Raw genomic sequence first — 19,035 nt, 5'->3', positions numbered from 1 at the left:
TGATGAGTAATACCACCATGCTGTTTCTATTACTGCTGACGCCGCTGGCCTTCTCGCTGCTGACCTTTGCCTGTCGATTGCTGGGAAATGCTGCGCGGGTCTGCGTCACGCTGTTGCACTTTGTCGGTATCATGCTGCTGCTGGCGATTTCCCTATGGGTGGTGATGCAGGTGTACCAGCAAGGCGATATTCTGGCTGCCGGACGCTGGCTGCATCTGGATAGCTTAAGCGCCCTATTCCTGGCGATCCTCGGTATCATCGGCTGCCTTACCGGACTTTACTCCATTGGCTATATGCGCCATGAGGTTGATGAAGGCGAGATTTCGGTAGCGACGCTGTGTCACTACTACGGCTTCTTCCACCTGTTCCTGTTCACCATGCTGTTGGTGATCACCAGCAATAACCTGATCCTGATGTGGGCGGCCATCGAAGCCACTACGCTCAGTTCGGCGTTTCTGGTGGGGTTGTACGGGCAGAGCTCCTCGCTGGAGGCGGCCTGGAAGTACATCATTATCTGCACCGTCGGGGTGGCCTTCGGGCTGTTCGGCACCATTCTGGTGTACGCCAACGCGGCCAGCTTTATGCCCGATCCCAACGACGCCATCTTCTGGACGGAAGTGCTCAAGCACGCTACGCAGTTGGATCCGATGCTGATGCATCTGGCGTTCGTGTTTATCCTGATTGGTTTTGGCACCAAAACCGGGCTGTTCCCGATGCACGCCTGGCTGCCGGACGCCCACAGTGAGGCACCAAGCCCCACCAGCGCCCTGCTCTCTGCCGTCCTGCTCAACTGCGCGCTGCTGATCATCATCCGTTACTACATCATTATCAGCACCACCCTGGGCCATGACTTTACCGGCACTCTGTTGATGGTGTTTGGCTTCCTTTCTGTCGCAGTGGCGGCCTTCTTTATTCTGGTGCAGCGCGATATCAAGCGGCTGCTGGCCTACTCCAGCGTGGAGAACATGGGGCTGATCGCCGTGGCTATCGGCATCGGTGGCCCGCTGGGTATTCTGGCGGCTCTGCTGCATACCCTGAACCACAGCCTGGCAAAAACCCTGCTGTTCTGCGGCTCTGGCAACGTGCTGCTGAAGTATGGCACCCGCGATATTACCGTGGCGAAAGGGATGCTGAAATGCATGCCGTTCAGCGCCGTGTTGCTGGCAGGGGGAGCCCTGGCGCTGGGCGGTATGCCGCCGTTCAACATTTTCCTCAGTGAGTTTATGACGGTCACCGCCGGGCTGGCGGCTGGCCATATTACGTTGACCATCGTCTTGTTGTTGCTGCTGACGGTGGTATTGGCCGGGTTGGTCCGCATGGTGGCCAGCGTGCTGTTCGGCGCCAAACCAGAAGAGGTCAACAAAGGCGAACTGGGAATACTGACGACCTTACCGATGGTGATCCTGCTGGTATTGATGCTGGTGATGGGCACCCATATCCCGCAACCGGTCAGCCGACTGCTGGAAAACGCGGTCCACATCGTGATGAACAACAAGCCTGGCACTCATGCCCAGCCATTGAGCTGGCCATGGGCCGTTCAGAATCATTCCTCTGCGGCCGAACCTCAGGCAGGAGAAGTAAAGTGAGCTACGAAACCCACGTATTGACCCTCAACAACGACGAGAAACTCGGCAAAGGCTATCTGGCCAAAGTGCGCGAGAAGTTCCCCTCCGCATTGCTGGATGCCGAGTGGCAAACCGCCAACCAGGTCACCATCACGGTCAAGCTGAATTCGTTACCCGAGATCGTGGAATACCTCTATTACCAGTTAGGCGGATGGCTGCCGGTGCTGTTTGGCAATGACGAGCGTACTTTGACCGGGGATTTCGCCGTCTACTACGTGCTGTCGATGGAGGAAGGGGAAAAGTGTTTTATCACCGTCAAGGCTCAGGTTAGCGCCATCACGCTGGAGTTCCCGTCGGTTACCCCTCGCGTTCCCGCCGCCGTGTGGGGCGAGCGTGAAATCCGTGATATGTACGGTTTAATCCCGGTGGGGCTCCCGGACGAACGCCGCCTGGTATTGCCGGACGACTGGCCAGACGATCTTTACCCGCTGCGTAAAGACACCATGGATTACCGCCAGCGCCCCGAGCCAACCACTAACGTGGAAACCTACCCGTTTGAAAATGCGGCCACCGGTGAATCGCGCGTGGTGCCGATCGGGCCGATGCACATTACCTCCGATGAGCCAGGGCATTTTCGCCTGTTTGTTGACGGCGAGCGCATTGTCGATGCCGACTACCGGCTGTTCTACGTGCATCGTGGGATGGAGAAGCTGGCCGAAACTCGTATGGGCTATCAGGAGGTCACTTTCCTGTCCGACCGGGTCTGCGGGATCTGCGGCTTCACCCACAGCGTGGCGTACACCACCTCGGTGGAAAATGCGTTGGGGATCTATGTGCCTCCCCGCGCCCATGCTATCCGCAGTATTCTGCTGGAGGTCGAACGGCTGCACAGCCACCTGCTGAACATTGGGTTATCGAGCCACTTTGTCGGCTTTGATACCGGCTTTATGCAGTTCTTCCGCGTGCGCGAAAAATCGATGACCATGGCGGAGCTGTTAACCGGATCGCGTAAAACCTATGGGCTCAACCTGATCGGTGGCGTGCGCCGAGACATCCTGAAAGAACAGCGGGTGAAAACTATCAAGCTGATCCATGAGATGCGCGCCGACGTGACGCAACTGGTAGAGATGCTGCTCGGCACGCCAAATATAGAGCAGCGCACCAAAGGCATTGGCCTGTTGGATCGGCAGATTGCCCGCGACTACAGCCCGGTGGGGCCGATGATCCGCGCCAGCGGCTTCAAGCGCGATATGCGCTTTGACCACCCTTATGCCAACTACGGTTCATTGCCGAAAACGCTGTTCACCTTCGACGGCTGCGACGTGTATTCGCGCGTGATGGTGCGCGTGCAGGAAGTGCTGGATTCACTGGCGATGATCGAATACGGCCTGGATAACCTGCCGGGCGGTCCGCTGCTCACCGAAGGTTTCCGCTATCAGCCGCACAAGTTTGCCTTGGGCTATGCCGAAGCCCCGCGCGGTGAAGATATCCACTGGAGCATGCTGGGGGATAACCAGAAGCTGTTCCGCTGGCGCTGCCGGGCGGCCACCTACGCCAACTGGCCGGTGCTGCGTTATATGCTGCGCGGCAATACGGTTTCCGATGCCCCGCTGATTATCGGCAGCCTCGATCCCTGCTACTCCTGTACCGACCGCGTCACGCTGATCGATATCAACAAGCGTAAGGCGAAGACCGTACCGTACAAGGAGATTGAACGCTACGGGATCGAACGCACCAATTCACCGTGCAAGTGAGGGAGGGATCATGCTGAAACTGTTTAAAACCATCCTAAAGGCCGGTGAAGTCACGGTGAAATACCCGTTTAAGCCGCTAGAGGTGTGCCCGGGTTTTCGTGGCAAGCCAGAGTACGATCCTGAGCAGTGTATCGCCTGCGGCGCCTGCACCGTGGCCTGCCCGGCGAATGCGTTAACCATGGAAACCCATGAAGCCAGCGGCGAGCGCGTCTGGCAGTTGTTCATTGGCCGTTGCATCTTCTGCGCACGCTGTGAAGAGGTTTGCCCGACGCGGGCAATCAGGCTGTCGGAAGAGTTTGAAATGGCGGTGATGCACAAGCCCGATCTGTATATCCGCGCCACCTTTACCCTGCTCAACTGCCGCAGTTGCCAACAGCCCTTTACGCCAACCAAATCGGTGAATTACGCCCTGGCGTTGCTGGCCCACGCAGGCATGGGGGCAGACAGCATTGAGGCCTTACGGCCCCAGTTCGAAACCTGCCCCGCCTGCAAGCGTAAACAGACTTTGAGCCAGCATCGGCCGATGAAACTGAGCCAACCGGCGGGAGCGAAATAATATGACGATGCCCGATATCAAGGTTAATCATCACCGCAGCACGCCGATCACCGTTGATGAACAGACCGCCAAACTCAAGAGCAAGCTGCTGAAGGATATCAAACGCTCGGCCTATGTGTATCGCGTGGACTGCGGCGGCTGTAACGGCTGTGAGATCGAGATCTTCTCCGCTATCACGCCGGTATTTGATGCCGAGCGCTTTGGTATCAAGGTAGTCCCCTCACCGCGCCATGCCGATATTCTGCTGTTTACCGGCGCGGTCACCCGGGCCATGCGCGTGCCCGCGCTCAGAGCTTACGAATCAGCCCCCGATCCAAAAATCTGTATCTCTTACGGAGCCTGCGGCTGCGGCGGCGGGATTTTCCACGATCTGTACTGCGTCTGGGGCGGCAGCGAGTCAATCGTGCCGATTGACGTGTGGATCCCCGGCTGCCCACCGACGCCTGCCGCTACGATCTACGGTTTTGCCGTGGCCCTAGGCCTACTGGAGCAAAAGCTGAAGGGCGAAAACCACCTTGAGCAGGTAGACGAAAAGGCAGCATTGCTGCTGCCAGGCATCCCACTGCATACCCGCGTCCTGATTGAACGCGAGGCACGCCGTCTGGCGGGCTACTACCAAGGCCGCATCATCAGCGACCGTTTCCTCTCCCTGTTGGCCGGTGCCAGCATGGATGCGGCCACGTTGCGCCTGGAGGAATGGTTGCAACAGGAAAGCGATCCTCGCCTGCGCGAGATTGTCGCGTGCCTGGTTGACTGCCTGCAACAGGAGCTTACCCATGCAAAATGAAGGTAAGGCGGTGTTCTGGTCATTACGCCAGAAGTTCCTTGATAGCGATGACGACATGCCTGCCCAGGCGCAGCAGGTGATGTATTACTCGCTGGCGATTGGCCACCACGTAGGGGTGATTGACTGCCTGAATACCGAGCTGAGCTGCCCATTGCCGCAATATCAAACCTGGGTTGAGCAGTTCCCGGAGGGTGAGGCCCAACGCAAGATGCGTGGCCTGCTGACCTTCGGCGAAATCACCATCGACTCCACCCACACCAGTCTGCTGGCCAATGCCCTGGCCCCGTTGATCGATAGCCAACCGGCGCCCTTTAGCGAATGGAGTAGCAAGCTGCTCGGCTTGCTCGCCGAGATTGAGCGGGAGCCTGCTATCTATCTGATTGTGAAGAAGGTGACGAACCCATGAATGTCGTACTTACCGTAGGCAATAGCATGATGGGGGACGACGGTGCCGGGCCCTTGCTGGCCGAGATGATGGCCGAAACGCCGATCGAGGGTTGGATCGCCGTTAACGGCGGCTCCACACCGGAAAACGTGACCCATCAGATCCGCGATCTTAAGCCCAACCGGCTGGTGATTGTCGATGCCACCGATATGGAATTGGCGCCCGGCGAGATCCGCATCGTCAATCCTGACGATATTGCCGAGATGTTCTTTATGAGTACCCACAATATGCCGCTCAATTTCCTGATCGACCAGCTACGTGAGGATATTGAGGAAGTGATATTTCTCGGCGTTCAGCCGGACGTGGTGATGTTTTATTTCCCGATGACGGAGAAAGTGACGCAGGCGGTACGGGTGATTTATCAACGGTTATCAATATGGGATACGGGGGAAAGCTTTGAGCGGCTCTGAATAGCAGCGCCTGATACCGCAACACGAAAGCTTGGGGCGGGGGTGAATGATGACAATAAATGCCAGTCATTAATCCACATCAAGTCAGCGTGGCACAATTTATGCTTCAAATAAGTGAGACACATTTTTCGTCACCGGGGAGATTTGCTGGTCCAGTGGCGTGTTGAGCAATGTCGAACAGGTTTAACAAGGAGTGCAGGAGATGAAAACAGTCATCACGGTCTGCCCTTATTGCGCTTCAGGTTGCAAAATCAACCTGATAGTCGACAACGGCAGGATCGTTAAGGCCGAAGGCGCTAACGGCGTGACCAATCAGGGCGAGCTATGCCTGAAAGGGTATTACGGCTGGGATTTCGTTCACGATACCAAGATCCTGACGCCACGGCTGAAAACGCCGATGATCCGCCGGGAACGGGGTGGCAAACTGGAATCGGTGTCTTGGGAAGAGGCCATTGAGTTCGCCAGTTCGCGCCTGCTGGCCGTTAAAGAAAAATACGGCCCTAATGCGATTATGACGACCGGTTCCTCGCGCGGGCCCGGTAACGAAGCCAACTATGTGATGCAGAAATTTGCTCGCGCCACCGTCGGTACCAACAATATCGACTGTTGCGCACGCGTCTGACACGGCCCCTCGGTTGCAGGTCTGCAGCGATCGGTCGGTAACGGCGCCATGAGTAACTCCATCTGCGAGATTGAGGATACCCAGTGTATTTTTGTCTTCGGCTATAACGCTGCGGACTCGCATCCTATTGTCGCCCGCCGCATTCTCAAGGCGAAGGAGAAAGGAGCCAAGGTCATTGTTTGCGATCCACGCTACATCGAAACGGCGCGTATTGCGGATATCCATTTGCCGTTGAAAAACGGTTCCAACATCGCCCTGATCAACGCACTCGCTCATGTGATGATTGAGGAGAACCTGTACGATCAGGCGTTTGTTGAACAGCATACCGAGCAGTTCGATGAGTATCGCGCCATCGTGGCGGGCTACCCACCGGAGTCGGTTGAAAAAACCACGGGTCTCAATGCCCAGCAGATCCGTGAAACGGCACGCATGTATGCCAGCGCGCCAACGGCCACCATCCTGTGGGGCATGGGCGTCACCCAGTTCTATCAGGGCGTGGAAACCGTGCGTGCGCTGACCAGCCTGGCGATGCTGACCGGTAACCTGGGCAAGCCGAACGTCGGGGTCAACCCGGTGCGCGGACAGAACAACGTTCAGGGTGCCTGTGATATGGGCGCGTTGCCTAACACCCTGCCCGGCTATTTCCAGGTAACGGATGCCGAGGCGCGGGAAAGGTTTGCCAACGCTTGGGGGATCGACGCAATGCCCGCCGAGATCGGCTATGCGTTGAGCGAAGTACCGCACAATATCGACCATGGCAAACTCAAAGCGCACTACATCATGGGGGAAGATCCGCTGCAAACGGAGCCGGATTTAGCCACCATCCGTAGAACCTTTGAGAAGCTGGATCTGCTGATCGTGCAGGATATCTTCATGACCAAAACCGCCGCGATTGCCGACGTTATTTTCCCGGCAACCTCCTGGGGCGAGCATGAAGGGGTGTATACCGCGGCAGACCGCGGCTTCCAACGCTTCTATAAAGCAGTGGAGCCGGTGGGCGATGTGAAGACGGACTGGCAAATCATCAGCCTGATGTCGACGGCCATGGGTTATCCGATGCACTACAACAATACGCAGGAAATCTGGGACGAACTGCGCGAGCTGTGCCCGATCTATTACGGCGCTACCTACGAGAAAATGGCGGACCTGGCCTACATTCAGTGGCCTTGCCCAACGTTGGATCACCCGGGTACGCCTTATCTGTACGAAGGCGGGGAATTCTCTCGGCCCGGTGGCAAAGCGGAGTTCTTTACCTGTGAGTGGGCTCCGCCGATCGATCAGCTCAGCGATGAGTTCCCGTTCGTGCTGTCGACGGTACGCGAAGTGGGCCATTACTCCTGCCGTTCGATGACCGGCAATTGTAAGGCACTGGTCGCGTTGGCCGATGAACCGGGCTATGTGCAAGTCAACTCGGAAGACGCCGCACGGTTGGGGATTGAGGATCAGGCATTGGTGTGGGTACGTTCGCGTCAGGGCAAGGTCATTACCCGTGCCAACGTCAGCGAACGCCCTAACCGGGGTGCGATCTACATGACCTACCAATGGTGGATCGGTGCCTGTAACGAGCTGGTGGCGGAAAACCTCAGCCCGATAACCAAAACGCCGGAATACAAATACTGCGCCGTGCAGATTGAGCCGATTAAGGATCAAGGGCAGGCAGAACATTACGTTCAGCAGGAGTACAGCAAGATCAAACAGCGCCTACGCGAGGCCGCTGCGGGCTAATCTGTAAAAGCCGAACCTCAGGGACGAGGTTCGGCTTTCCACGCATCTCTCACCACCCGCTATTCATCCTCACACTTCTGCCAATGGCTGCCATACTAAAATTCCTAATAGACATGTTATCCCGTGACTGACAAGCCCGCACAATACCCCCTTACTTTGTCAAGGATTGATCGTTTTCAACGATCGGTCTGATCTTATTGATCTGTACAACCAATTATCTTTGTCTTTCCGCCACCTATAAGATCGCCTTGGGTGTCGTGGGGCTTGGTGCATCTTGAAACCCATGCATAACACGTCGGCCGCAAGCGTCGAAATAACGGGCTTTCAATAAACAGGAAAAGTGAAGATGACAGATGAAAAGGTCCGCACGGCAGATTATCGATCTCTGGGATACATCAGCAAAATATGACGTTCGTGACGAGTGCTGGCAAAGCCGGGTTACCCGATCGCCGCTTGCCCAACCGATTACTGCACCGCGAACGGGTACAGCGCATCCTGGTTATCAAGCTGCGTCACTTTGGTGACGTCCTGCTAACTACCCCGTTGCTCAGTACGCTACGCGCCAATTACCCCAGCGCCCTGATTGACGTGCTGGTGTATGACGGCACCGAGGCGATGCTGGCAGGTAATCGAGATGTCTATCTGACCTATACCGTCGATCGAAGCCTAAAACGGCAGGGCTGCAAGGCACAGTATCGCGGTGAGCAAGCCCTGTGGAACAGCCTCAACACTGGCCACTACGACCTGGTGATTAATCTGTCCGACCAGTGGCGGGCTGCGTTGTATTGCCGCTTTCTCAAACCGACGTTCAGCCTAGGGTTTGCTTACCCCAAGCGTAATAATCGTCTGTGGCGAGCTTGCCATTCGTTGTTGGTGCCGGTGGACGGGCATGACCAACGGCACACCGTGCTCAATAACCTCGCTATTCTGGCCCCACTGGCATTACCGACCTTGGTGACCAAGGTCACCCAGGCTTACCGGCAGCGCGATGTCGATGAGATCGACCGCCTCAGCCAACATCATCACCTGACGGATTTCGTGCTGATCCAGCCTACCGCGCGCTGGGCGTTCAAAACCTGGTCAGTGGCGGGATTCGCACGGGTTATCGACTATCTCACCGCCAGCGGAGAAACCGTGGTGCTGACCTGCGGGCGTTCTGCCGATGAGATCGCCATGATAGCCGCCATTCTGGCCCACTGTTCCATGCCACAACGGGTGGTCAATCTGGCCGGTCGCCTGGACCTGCCGGAACTTGCCGTCTTGATCGATCGGGCGAAGCTGTTTATCGGTGTGGATTCGGTAGCAATGCATATGGCCGCCGCCTTGCAGACGCCTTCCGTCGTGCTGTTCGGCCCCAGCAATCTGCAACAGTGGTCACCCTGGCAGGCTCAGCACATCCTGTTATGGGCAGGCAACTACCGCTCATTACCGCAACCCGACGAGGTGGACACCGCTACCTCGGAACGTTATCTGGACGCTATTCCCGCCAGTGAGGTTATCCGAGCCATAAACCGCCAGCTTACCTGCCTGGAAATACCAACTTCCCGCACGGTGAATGACACCGTGTTTAATTAACCCTGATTTGAGCCACTTCATGTCATCCACCGAACCGTGTTCTGTATCGTTACTCTCCCCTGCCCGCCTTCGGCTGTTTGGCTTTACGGCGTTTTTGCTCGGCGCGTCCCTACCGACGTCCAATGCGCTGATGAATGCTTCGCTGGTGTTGGCGGCAATATGTCTGCTGTGGCAGCGCGACTTTCGCCAGTTGATACCTTTGCTCAAACAACCGCTGGTGTGGCTGCCCGCATTGATGTTTGCACTACTGGCCGCCTCGTTATTGACCCAGCACCACGAATACGGCCCGAAGATGGTCGGCAAGTATCAAAAGCTGCTGTATGTATTGCCCTTGGCGTTGTTCTTTCTCAGCGACTCCAGGCTTATCACCCGCTTTATCAGCGGCTTTCTGCTCGCCAATGCCGTGATACTGGCGATCAGCCTGGCTTCGGGGGTCGGGCATGTGACGCTGGGTGGCCTCGATCCGCAGAACCCAACGGTGTTTAAACTGCAGATAACCCAGAACGTGTTTATGGCGTTTGCTGCGTTGATATGGCTAACCCGTGCTTTTGGGCAATCAGGTGTGCTGCGTTGGTGTTATGTGGCATGGGTTCTGCTGGCAACGGCGAACGTGCTGCTGATGGTACAGGGGCGCACCGGCTATGTGGCGCTATTGGTCGGCGTGGGGCTTTGGTTGCTGCTGACGCTGCCCCGCTGGCAGAGGTTGGGGGTACTAGCCTGTGGCTTGCTGCTGGCCATTATGCTGATTTTTATCCCCAATAGAGCGACGGAGCGCCTGACGCTCGGCCTTGCTGAGGTGCGCAATTGCGTGCTGGCCCCGGCAGACCAGGCCTATCAAGCTTGCGACAACTCGATGGGGCAACGCACCGCCTTTGCCCGCGAATCACTACGCCTGATAAAACAGGCCCCGCTGCTGGGGAACGGGGCCGGGAGCTTCTGGTATGGCAACGCGCAGACCGGTTACAGCGTGCATAACCCGCACAATGAGTATCTGCTGGAAACGGTACAAAATGGCTTGCTGGGGTTGGCGCTGTTTTTGGGCTGGATGTGGTGCTGCTTCCGGGCGGCCTGGCAGCAACCAACAGCCTGCCGCAACCTGCTGGTTGCCGTGCTCGGCAGTTATCTGGCCTGCCACCTGTTCAACTCGTTCCTGCTGGATTCCGCCGAAGGGCATCTGTTTATGGTGTTGGCCGCCGTACTTGCTGGCTCCAGAGTTGTTCGGCAGCCTAAATAACCTCAACCGTCTCATTGTGTTCTGGGGGCGCCGTTGCAGCCCCCCGTTTTCAATCTGGCCTGCGGTTAATTCAGTTTGGCTTTGGAGAAATCACTGCCCATCAAGCTGACGCTATAACCACTGACGTTGCTACGCGTGGCATAGAAGGTTTTACCATTCGCCAGCGCAATCCACGGAGCCTGCTGGTAAAAGATTTCCTGCGCCTGGCCATAGAGTTTCGCACGTTCGGCAGGGACGCTAGTCAACCTGGCCTGCTGTACCAGCCCATCATAGGTTTTATCGCACCAGCGCGCAGCATTCGAGCCGGTTTTGATACTGTTGCAGCCCAGCAATACCTCGGCAAAGTTATCCGGATCGCCATTATCAGACATCCAGCCAAACAGCGCGGTGTCATGCTCGCCCTTACGCATACCGGCGAGATATTCCCCCCACTCGTAAGAGACGATCTTCGCCTTCACACCGACCTTTTCCCAATCGCTTTGCAGCATTTCCGCAATACGCTTGGAGTTCGGGTTATACGGGCGCTGAACCGGCATCGACCACAACGTGATCTCAAAACCTTTTTCCAACCCGGCCTGTTTCAGCAACGCCTTGGCTTTTTGTGGATCGTAGCCGTAATCCTGCAGGTCTTTATCAAAGCCCAGCATATTTGGCGGCAGCGGCGATTTCGCCACCGTGGCCGAACCTAAAAACACCGCGTTAACTATCGCCTTTTTGTCAGTGGCATAGTTTAGGGCTTGGCGTACCAGCACGTTATCCAACGGTTTTTTCTCGGTGTTAAACGCCAGATAACCGACGTTCAGCGCATCTACCTTATGCAGGGTCAGATCTTGGTTTTTATTGATTTCATCAAACTGTACCGGAGCCGGTGCGGGGATAATCTGGCACTCGTTGGTCTGGAGTTTCGCCAGGCGCGTCTGTACGTTCGGCGTTATGGAGAAGATCAGATGCTTGGTCGGCACCTCACCATCCCAGTAATCAGGGTTGGCAGCATAGCGGATCAGTGAATCGACTTTATACTGCTGCAAGACGTAAGGGCCGGTGCCGATTGGCCAGGTATCCACATATTCTGGCGTGCCTTTTTTCAGCATCGCATCGGCGTATTCGGCGGAAAGGATCGACGCAAAGTCCATCCCCCAGTCGGCCAGAAACGCGGCGTTCGGCTCGCTCAGAACGAACTGAACGTGATAATCGTCCAGCTTTTTCACTTCCTTAATCAGCGTATCCAGACCTACGTCGTGAAAATATTCGTAATTACCCTGCGATACCTTGTGGTAGGGGTGATTTGGATCTTTCTGGCGTAACACCGAAAACACCACATCATCAGCATTAAAATCGCGGGTCGGCTTGAAGTTTTTGTTGCTGTTGAATTTCACCCCTTGGCGCAGGGTAAAGGTGTAGGTTTTGCCGTCTGGCGAAATTTTCCATTTAGTCGCCAATGAAGGCGTTGGCGTGTTGTTAACCGGATCGAAATTGATTAAGCGGTTATACAGCACCTGCGAGCTGGCAACGAACGTTGGGCCAGAACTGGCAATCTGCGGGTTGAACGACTCCGGTGACGCCTCGGAGCAATAAATCAGTGTATCGTTAGCTGCCGCGATGGCAGCGCTTGCCGGTAAGAATGTGCTCAGCGCCAGCGCGAGCAGCGTTTTCCCTGTAGACATGGTCATCGCCTTGTTTGACTTTTTTTAGCAGGCGACAATCTCAGCACGGACGGTGAAACCAGGCAAATAACCAATTGCTCTCAGGTTATGCCAAAACCGTTGTTTTTGCTGTTTTATTCAGCTGCGTGGGCGCAGCATGTGCCGCGCCCCAACCAAGTGAACACCCTCAGCTCAGCAGTAACCCATCATCATCCAGCTTTTCACCACGAGTTTTCTCAAACATCGCCAGCAGATCGGTGACCTGCATGTTGGCCCGTTGCTCACCGACAACATCCAGCACCACCCGTCCCTGGTGCAACATCACGGTCCGATGGCCATGATCCAGCGCCTGGCGCATGGAATGTGTCACCATCAGTACGGTTAATTGCTGCTCGGCAACAATACGGTCGGTCAATGCCAGCACAAAGGCCGCCGTTTTAGGATCGAGCGCGGCGGTATGTTCATCCAGCAAGAGCAGACGAGAAGGCTGTAGCGACGCCATCAGCAGGCTGACAGCCTGACGCTGCCCGCCAGACAGCAGGCCCATGTGATCCCCTAAACGATTCTCCAGCCCCAGTTCCAACGTGGCCAGCTTGTCACGGAACAGCTGCCGCTGTTTGCTCTTGACGGCACGCTGAAATCCTCGGGTTTGGCCGCGCTGCAGTGCCAGTGCCAGATTCTCCTCAATGCTCAGCCCCTCACAGGTTCCCGCCAGCGGATCCTGGAACACACGGGCGACCATACCGGCACGGCGCCAGGCGGGCATCAGGGTAACGTCCTGTTCGCCAATAAACACTTGGCCGCGATCGGGGGTAATATCACCGCTGACCGCATTGAGCAAGGTAGACTTCCCTGCCCCATTACTGCCAATGACCGTCACAAACTGCCCGGCCTCGATGTTCAACGACAGGCCACGTAATACCGGGTTCTCCAGCGGGGTTCCAGGGTTAAAGGTTTTAAACAACTGCTCGGCACGCATCATGATGGCTGCCTCCCCCGCTTGCTTTTCAATTTTTGTTTCAGCTTAGGCAGGACCAGCGCCAACGTAACCAGCAGCGCAGTGATCAGATTCAGATCCTGCGCCTGCAAGCCGATAAAGTCTGCATTCAGGGCCAGAGCGATCATCAGGCGGTACAGCAATGCCCCTAACAGGGTCGCCATAGTGATCAGGAACAGGCTACGGGCAGGCAACAGCGTTTCACCGATGATCACCGCCGCCAGCCCGACGACGATGGTGCCGATCCCCATGGAGATATCGGCGCCCCCCTGAGTCTGTACATACAGTGCCCCCGCCAGCGCTATCAGCGCATTGGACACCGCCATGCCGATCACCGTTAGCCGACTGGTCGCAATCCCCTGAGCGCGTGCCATGCGTGGATTCGCTCCGGTAGCCCGCAGCGCAAGGCCGACCTCAGAGGTCAGGAACGCGTCGAGTGCCAGTTTGACGACGACAACCACCACCAGCAGCAATATTGGTTGGATCAGCCAGGCGTTGTCTTCAACCTGACTGATGAAAGGAGTGAAAACGCTAGGTAAGCCGATCAGGGCCAGGTTTGGTGCCCCCATAATGCGCAGGTTGATGGAATACAGGGCAATCATCACCAAAATGCTGGCTAGCAGTTGCAAAATACCGAGCCGCACGTGCAGCCAGGCCGTCAAACAGCCAGCACCGGCACCCGCGATAGCCGCCAGCAAACACGCCAGCCAAGGGTTATAACCGCTGACAATCATCACCGCGGCTACTGCGCCCCCTAGAGGGAAGCTGCCATCGGCCGTCAGATCGGGAAAATTGAGTAAGCGAAAGGAGATCAATACGCCCAACGCGACCAGCGCAAAGATCAGGCCGATCTCCAAAGCGCCCATCAGGGAAATTAACGACATGCGTACCTCATAAACATCTTGGCCTGCCACCTGCGGCAGGCCATTTACACCCGATGTAAACCATCATTCAACGCAGATCGTTATTTGATGACTTCTTGTGCTGATTGCACCAGTTCAGCTGGCAGAGTGACGCCCTGCTTCTGGGCAGCGGCAGGGTTGACGCTCAGGCTGAGCTTGTTACCCACCTCAGGAGCTATTGCGCCTGGCTTCTCACCCTCTAACAGACGGACAACGATTTTACCGGTCTGGCGGCCCAGATCGTAATAGCTCATCCCCAACGCCGCAGCCGCACCACGTTTGGCAACGCTATTGTCACCGGCGATCAACGGGATTTTTGCCTGATTGGCAATGCCAACCAGCGACTCGTAGGTGGAGATAACGTTGTTATCGGTATTGGTGTAGATCACGTCGACTTTGCCTACCAGGCTTTTGGCCGCAGGGGCTACGTCGATAGTACGTGCAGCAGGAACCTCAACCAGCGTCATCCCGCGTTTGGTTAATTCCTCTTTCAGCTCTTTGACCACCACCGTCGAGTTGACTTCCCCTGGGCTGTAGACCATGCCGACTCGCTTGGCATCGGGTTTAACCTGCAAGATCAGATCGACCTGCGGGCCGATGGCTACGCTGTCTGAAACGCCGGTAACGTTGGTACCACTCGGCTGCCAGCTACTCACCAGCTTGGCCGCCACCGGATCGGTTACCGTAGTAAACACCACCGGTATGGTCTTGGTAGCCGCCACCACGGACTGGGCCGCAGGCGTTGAAATCGCCACTATCGCATCGGGCTTGTCCCCGATAAATTTACGCGCAATCTGCCCTGCGGTGGCCGTATTTCCCTGCGCACTTTGGAACTGGATCTTGACCTTATCCTTGTCATACCCCGCAGCCTTTAGCTCATCAATCACCCCATCACGGGTAGCATCCAATGCCGGATGGTCAACGATAGAGAGGATCGCCACGGATTTCGGCGCAGCCGCGTAACTGCTGACTGCAAATAAGGCAGCGGCGAGAGCTACAAAAATATTTTTATTATTCAAAGGCATGGTCATATCCTTTTCAAGTTGGCGTTGGTGCCAGAGGTGGTGATTAATCATCCTAGCACAGTGTTTTACCGCCATCTATCGGATAACGTTTTGTTATCATGTGCTTAACATGCAGAATAAGAAGAAAACACTCGGTGCGCTTACATGGGGCAGTGATTCGGATCACAAACCACCACTTTTGGCCTCTCGTTGTTCGGTTCACGGCCTTGGTGACATCCCTCGCGAGTGGGCTATTGGGGCTTGATAATACGCAGGCCGTTTACAGCGTCCATAACCCGTACAGCTTGTGGGTTATGGAACTGAACAAAATGGCCTGCTGGGGTTATTTGGGGATTGGGTGATTCGGTGAATTATTGCGCTATGCTCAGGCTATTTCTTTTTCGCTGACAATGGCTTTTGATACCAGGCCATAGTCGATCGCTTCTGCCACCGGCATCCAAAAATCGCGGTCAATGTCGTTCAAGACCTTTTCCAGTTTCTGCCCGGTTTCCTTGGCGATCAAGGTGGCGATTCTTTCCCGGATGCGGATAATTTCTCTCGCCTGAAGCGCCACATCGGTAGCCTGACCACCGATACCACCGCTTGGCTGGTGGATCAGAAAACGGGTATTGGTCAGGCAGAAGCGACGCTCCTTGGGCACCGATAAGAACACATTAACCGCGGCGCTCCCTACCCAACCGCTGCCGATCATATTCACCGGCGCGCTAATAAAGCGGATCACATCGTGGATCACATCACCCGACTCTACATGACCACCAGGTGAACAAATCAGGAAATTAATCGGCGCAGAGGACTCGTCGGACAGCGCCACCAATTGCTTGACGACATTGTAGGCCACCGTGTCGTTGATCTGCCCAAACAGCAGGATAGTTCGCGACTTGAAGGTTCTCTCATCCAAAAAGGCATCACGCTGAGGAGCGCTTATTTCCGATTTTTCTTCCATCTTGTACCTCGACTGTTTTATCTCTCATCCTGGCCGAACATGGCAAAGATAACCATAGCAGCAATCGTTGCCACTAGCCTTGCAACAATCACCAGCCAGCCGGCAAATAACCAAACAATGACGCAATCGCATAGACCGCACTTCCCAGATACAGCAGTACAATACTCACCTGCAACAGCGGATGCGTGATCCAGTTACATTGCCAGAGCGGCACCCGGTCGCCATGTTTGCGGGCACCTCGCAAAATCAGTATCGGCATGATGGACAAGATAACTCCACTGAATACACCGGCGAAATACAACGCATTGACGAATGAAACCAGACCACTGTAGGCCAGCGCGAACGGTGGCAAAACGACCACCATCAACACACCGAAGCGTCGCAACGGCCGTTCATCGTCCCCTAACCTGAACTTATCGAAAATATTGCTCACGAAGCTGCCACCCAGCCCCCAATAGGATGTCAGCATGGCACATAGCGCAAAGATATTGGCCGAGAAGAAAGCCCATTGGCCAAGCGCCTGCCCCCACGAGATCGTCGCCACGTCAGAAATATTACCCAACCCACTGAGCGCGATCACCGACATCGGCACCACCGCCAACAGCACAAAAGTCGTTACCATCCCGACAATAATAGCCTTGGGAAGCTGTGCTGGCTTATCCGCAAAACCACGCGCCATCTCAGGCACAATATATTGGGCAGAGAAACAGAACACCACCACACTGAACACGGGCACCATGAAGAGCCAATCACCGTCAAGCAGGTTGCGCATCTGGGTGGTCTCTTTCAATAGCGTCGCGATAACCAAAGCGCTCAGCATGGCAACCATGCCGATACTGATAAACTTTTCGCCACGGCCTATCGCCTTCAAGCCAAGATACAGAACCAACGCCGCCGGGATAAAGAACAACAGGCTGCCGAGCGCCGGTGAAATGCCGAGCAGGGATTGTAATAATTTGCCGCTACCAGACATGTAAGCGGTAAGCGCGCCGATACTATTGACACATACTGAAGCGAACATGACCCATGAAGCAAAACCACCGACATACCGCCGGGCCAAACCGCTTAGTTGCAGATGTTCTCGGGTACGAAGGGTGGATTCAGCGACATACAGCATAGAGATGGTGGTGACACAGCCAACCAGTACCAGCCAGAATAGCAAAGGTAAATAACCCGCTTTACTGGAAGCGTACGCGATAGAAAGCACGCCTGCACCGATATTAGTGCCGACTATCATTGCTACCCCTTCAAGAAAAGTCAGTGATTTGACGGGTGCAAGAGTCCGTTCCCCTGCGGCTAATGCCGGGGAAATGCCGATGTTTTCGCAAGACATATATCATCCTTTGATACCCGGTAGCGTTAATGACCAGGAAAAGTTAGCGTCTAGAGGGTTAGTTGTTACTTTTTGTTCACAAACATGAAACAACATCACTTGGTTATACAGTGTACGGCCCTATAAACGAGTGCCAATCACGATTACTTGAGGGATCCAATTGCGTTCTTTAAGGGGGATTATTATTGCAGCGATCCAGCGAACAGCCTGATGGCAAGCGGCATCTGCGGCTTTATGACGCGATCCGCACCAGCAACCTTTGTGCTTCGGACGATTATTGTCTGGATGGTGTGTACGAGGATTTTTGCAGGATGTGATCAGAGGGCATAAAAAAGTGTGGGAAAGTCGCGAATGGTTCGCCTGCTGAGGTTAGGATAACCAGCATCATTTCATAACAATCCCCATTATATCAGCCATATTCCATCACTACCCGTCAGCCCTCTGATTTTACAGGCTCATCGTTTTCGCCGTCAGTTTTTGCTACCCAATGGATAAAAACGCCATGAGTTTTTAAACAGCAAATCACCATGAATTAGAATGACGCCTTTGTTCAAAAAATCTCAGGAATATGTTTCAAAGGATAGTCTGGTGAATGATATTTTCCGATTTTGCGTTTAGGCAATTTAATCTTCTTTTTCGGCAACCGCTTGTAGGGAATATGCTGCAAAAAATGGTGGATAACATTTAGTCTAACCCGCTTTTTGTCTTCTGAATTAGCCACAAACCAAGGAGCCCAAAGGCTGTCTGTGGCGGCGAACATGTCGTCCCTGGCTCGGGAATAGTCGTCCCAGAGTTCGAAAGAACGGATATCTATCTCTGAAAGCTTCCATGTCTTGCGGCCATCATCAATACGTGCACGCAATCGACGTTCTTGTTCCTCTGGGCTTACATCCAGCCAGTATTTGATGAGAATGATGCCAGACTCCACCATTAATCGTTCCACCATCGGAACCGTCTCCAAAAACTGATGCGTCTGCTCTTGCGTACAAAACCCCATAACTCGCTCGACGCCAGCTCGGTTATACCAACTACGATCGAAGATAACGACCTCTCCTGCTGCTGGCATGTATGGCATGTAGCGTTGCAGGTACATTTGGGTTTTTTCACGTTCGGTTGGGGCAGGAAGGGCAACAACACGGAACACTCGCGGACTGACCCTTTCGGTCAGTGCTTTTATCGTGCCGCCCTTGCCAGCCCCATCGCGCCCCTCAAACACGATACATACTTTCAACCCCTTGGCTATCACCCAACTTTGTAAATGGACAAGTTCTTCGTGTAACAACCTGAGCTCTTGCTGATATTTTTTTTCCGGTATTTTTGCCGTGCCTTTTCTTTGTGACACACTGTTGCCTGATATGCGCTTGGGGTTCTTTTCTTTTGAAAGACTGGCTGCGGGTACGATTTTGTTTTTCTTTTCGTTAGTCATGAGGTTACCCCACAATATAATCTATATGACGCTAGCCTGACGGTTGCCCCCCATCACAGCGCTTGGGGCTGCCTATGCGGGGCGAATAAGGAG

General features: G+C 55.0%; 16 protein-coding genes. 9 read left to right on the top strand and 7 right to left on the bottom strand.

Features of this window, described 5'->3' with window-relative positions; genetic code table 11:
• The first annotated feature begins 2 nt into the window (after positions 1-2).
• The 9 genes from IMQ33_RS02535 (at position 3) to IMQ33_RS02495 (ending at position 10,673) form a co-directional block, all read left to right on the top strand.
• Positions 3-1,586 (top strand): hydrogenase 4 subunit F, encoded by a 1,584-nt coding sequence (locus IMQ33_RS02535; RefSeq protein ID WP_161739887.1) that lies wholly within the window; start codon positions 3-5, stop codon positions 1,584-1,586.
• Complete coding sequence (locus IMQ33_RS02530) at positions 1,529-3,319, top strand: hydrogenase large subunit (protein ID WP_173409487.1); 1,791 nt, start codon at positions 1,529-1,531, stop codon at positions 3,317-3,319. Before IMQ33_RS02535 ends, IMQ33_RS02530 begins: the two co-directional genes overlap by 58 nt.
• A gap of 10 nt (positions 3,320-3,329) precedes the next feature.
• Positions 3,330-3,875, top strand: coding sequence for a hydrogenase 4 subunit H (gene hyfH, locus IMQ33_RS02525; RefSeq protein ID WP_065685208.1), 546 nt, complete (start codon positions 3,330-3,332; stop codon positions 3,873-3,875).
• 1 nt (position 3,876) lies between these two features.
• Positions 3,877-4,662, top strand: coding sequence for an NADH-quinone oxidoreductase subunit B family protein (locus tag IMQ33_RS02520; RefSeq protein ID WP_024529682.1), 786 nt, complete (start codon positions 3,877-3,879; stop codon positions 4,660-4,662).
• Positions 4,652-5,068, top strand: coding sequence for a formate hydrogenlyase maturation HycH family protein (locus tag IMQ33_RS02515; protein WP_024529681.1), 417 nt, complete (start codon positions 4,652-4,654; stop codon positions 5,066-5,068). The genes IMQ33_RS02520 and IMQ33_RS02515 overlap by 11 nt, the downstream gene beginning before the upstream one ends.
• The gene (gene hycI, locus IMQ33_RS02510) at positions 5,065-5,517 is read left to right on the top strand and encodes a hydrogenase maturation peptidase HycI (RefSeq protein WP_065685210.1); all 453 of its coding nucleotides are present in this window, start codon (positions 5,065-5,067) and stop codon (positions 5,515-5,517) included. The genes IMQ33_RS02515 and hycI overlap by 4 nt, the downstream gene beginning before the upstream one ends.
• Positions 5,518-5,719: 202 nt before the next feature.
• Entirely contained in the window at positions 5,720-7,864 is a 2,145-nt protein-coding gene (fdhF, locus tag IMQ33_RS02505; RefSeq protein ID WP_083196388.1) for a formate dehydrogenase subunit alpha, read from the top strand.
• A gap of 405 nt (positions 7,865-8,269) precedes the next feature.
• Positions 8,270-9,439, top strand: a complete 1,170-nt coding sequence (rfaQ, locus tag IMQ33_RS02500; RefSeq protein WP_196061456.1) for a putative lipopolysaccharide heptosyltransferase III — start codon at positions 8,270-8,272, stop codon at positions 9,437-9,439.
• A gap of 19 nt (positions 9,440-9,458) precedes the next feature.
• Positions 9,459-10,673 (top strand): O-antigen ligase, encoded by a 1,215-nt coding sequence (locus tag IMQ33_RS02495; protein WP_196061455.1) that lies wholly within the window; start codon positions 9,459-9,461, stop codon positions 10,671-10,673.
• A gap of 65 nt (positions 10,674-10,738) precedes the next feature.
• Here IMQ33_RS02495 and IMQ33_RS02490 read toward each other — a convergent pair whose 3' ends face one another.
• From IMQ33_RS02490 to ppk2, 7 genes are all read right to left on the bottom strand, one after another.
• Positions 10,739-12,337 (bottom strand): ABC transporter substrate-binding protein, encoded by a 1,599-nt coding sequence (locus IMQ33_RS02490; protein WP_098927774.1) that lies wholly within the window; start codon positions 12,335-12,337, stop codon positions 10,739-10,741.
• Between the two features lie 166 nt (positions 12,338-12,503).
• Complete coding sequence (locus IMQ33_RS02485; RefSeq protein WP_024485284.1) at positions 12,504-13,298, bottom strand: ABC transporter ATP-binding protein; 795 nt, start codon at positions 13,296-13,298, stop codon at positions 12,504-12,506.
• Positions 13,295-14,197: an ABC transporter permease gene (locus IMQ33_RS02480; RefSeq protein WP_065685215.1), complete on the bottom strand. Its 903-nt coding sequence runs from the start codon at positions 14,195-14,197 to the stop codon at positions 13,295-13,297. Before IMQ33_RS02480 ends, IMQ33_RS02485 begins: the two co-directional genes overlap by 4 nt.
• 80 nt (positions 14,198-14,277) lie before the next feature.
• Positions 14,278-15,240 (bottom strand): ABC transporter substrate-binding protein, encoded by a 963-nt coding sequence (locus IMQ33_RS02475; RefSeq protein WP_065685216.1) that lies wholly within the window; start codon positions 15,238-15,240, stop codon positions 14,278-14,280.
• 364 nt (positions 15,241-15,604) lie between these two features.
• On the bottom strand, positions 15,605-16,204 hold the full coding sequence (locus IMQ33_RS02470; RefSeq protein ID WP_315904164.1) for an ATP-dependent Clp protease proteolytic subunit: 600 nt from the start codon (positions 16,202-16,204) through the stop codon (positions 15,605-15,607).
• Between the two features lie 67 nt (positions 16,205-16,271).
• Entirely contained in the window at positions 16,272-17,516 is a 1,245-nt protein-coding gene (locus IMQ33_RS02465) for an amino acid permease (protein ID WP_161712254.1), read from the bottom strand.
• Between the two features lie 550 nt (positions 17,517-18,066).
• Positions 18,067-18,942, bottom strand: a complete 876-nt coding sequence (gene ppk2, locus IMQ33_RS02460; protein ID WP_098927790.1) for a polyphosphate kinase 2 — start codon at positions 18,940-18,942, stop codon at positions 18,067-18,069.
• Positions 18,943-19,035: the final 93 nt, after the last annotated feature.

The organism is Serratia sp. Res13-Sevr-LER1-36-b, from assembly GCF_015673035.1.
Classification (GTDB): Bacteria; Pseudomonadota; Gammaproteobacteria; order Enterobacterales; family Enterobacteriaceae; genus Chania; species Chania fonticola_C.
The sequence above is the reverse complement of the archived record's forward strand: the minus strand, read 5'-3'. Positions and strand labels throughout refer to the sequence as shown.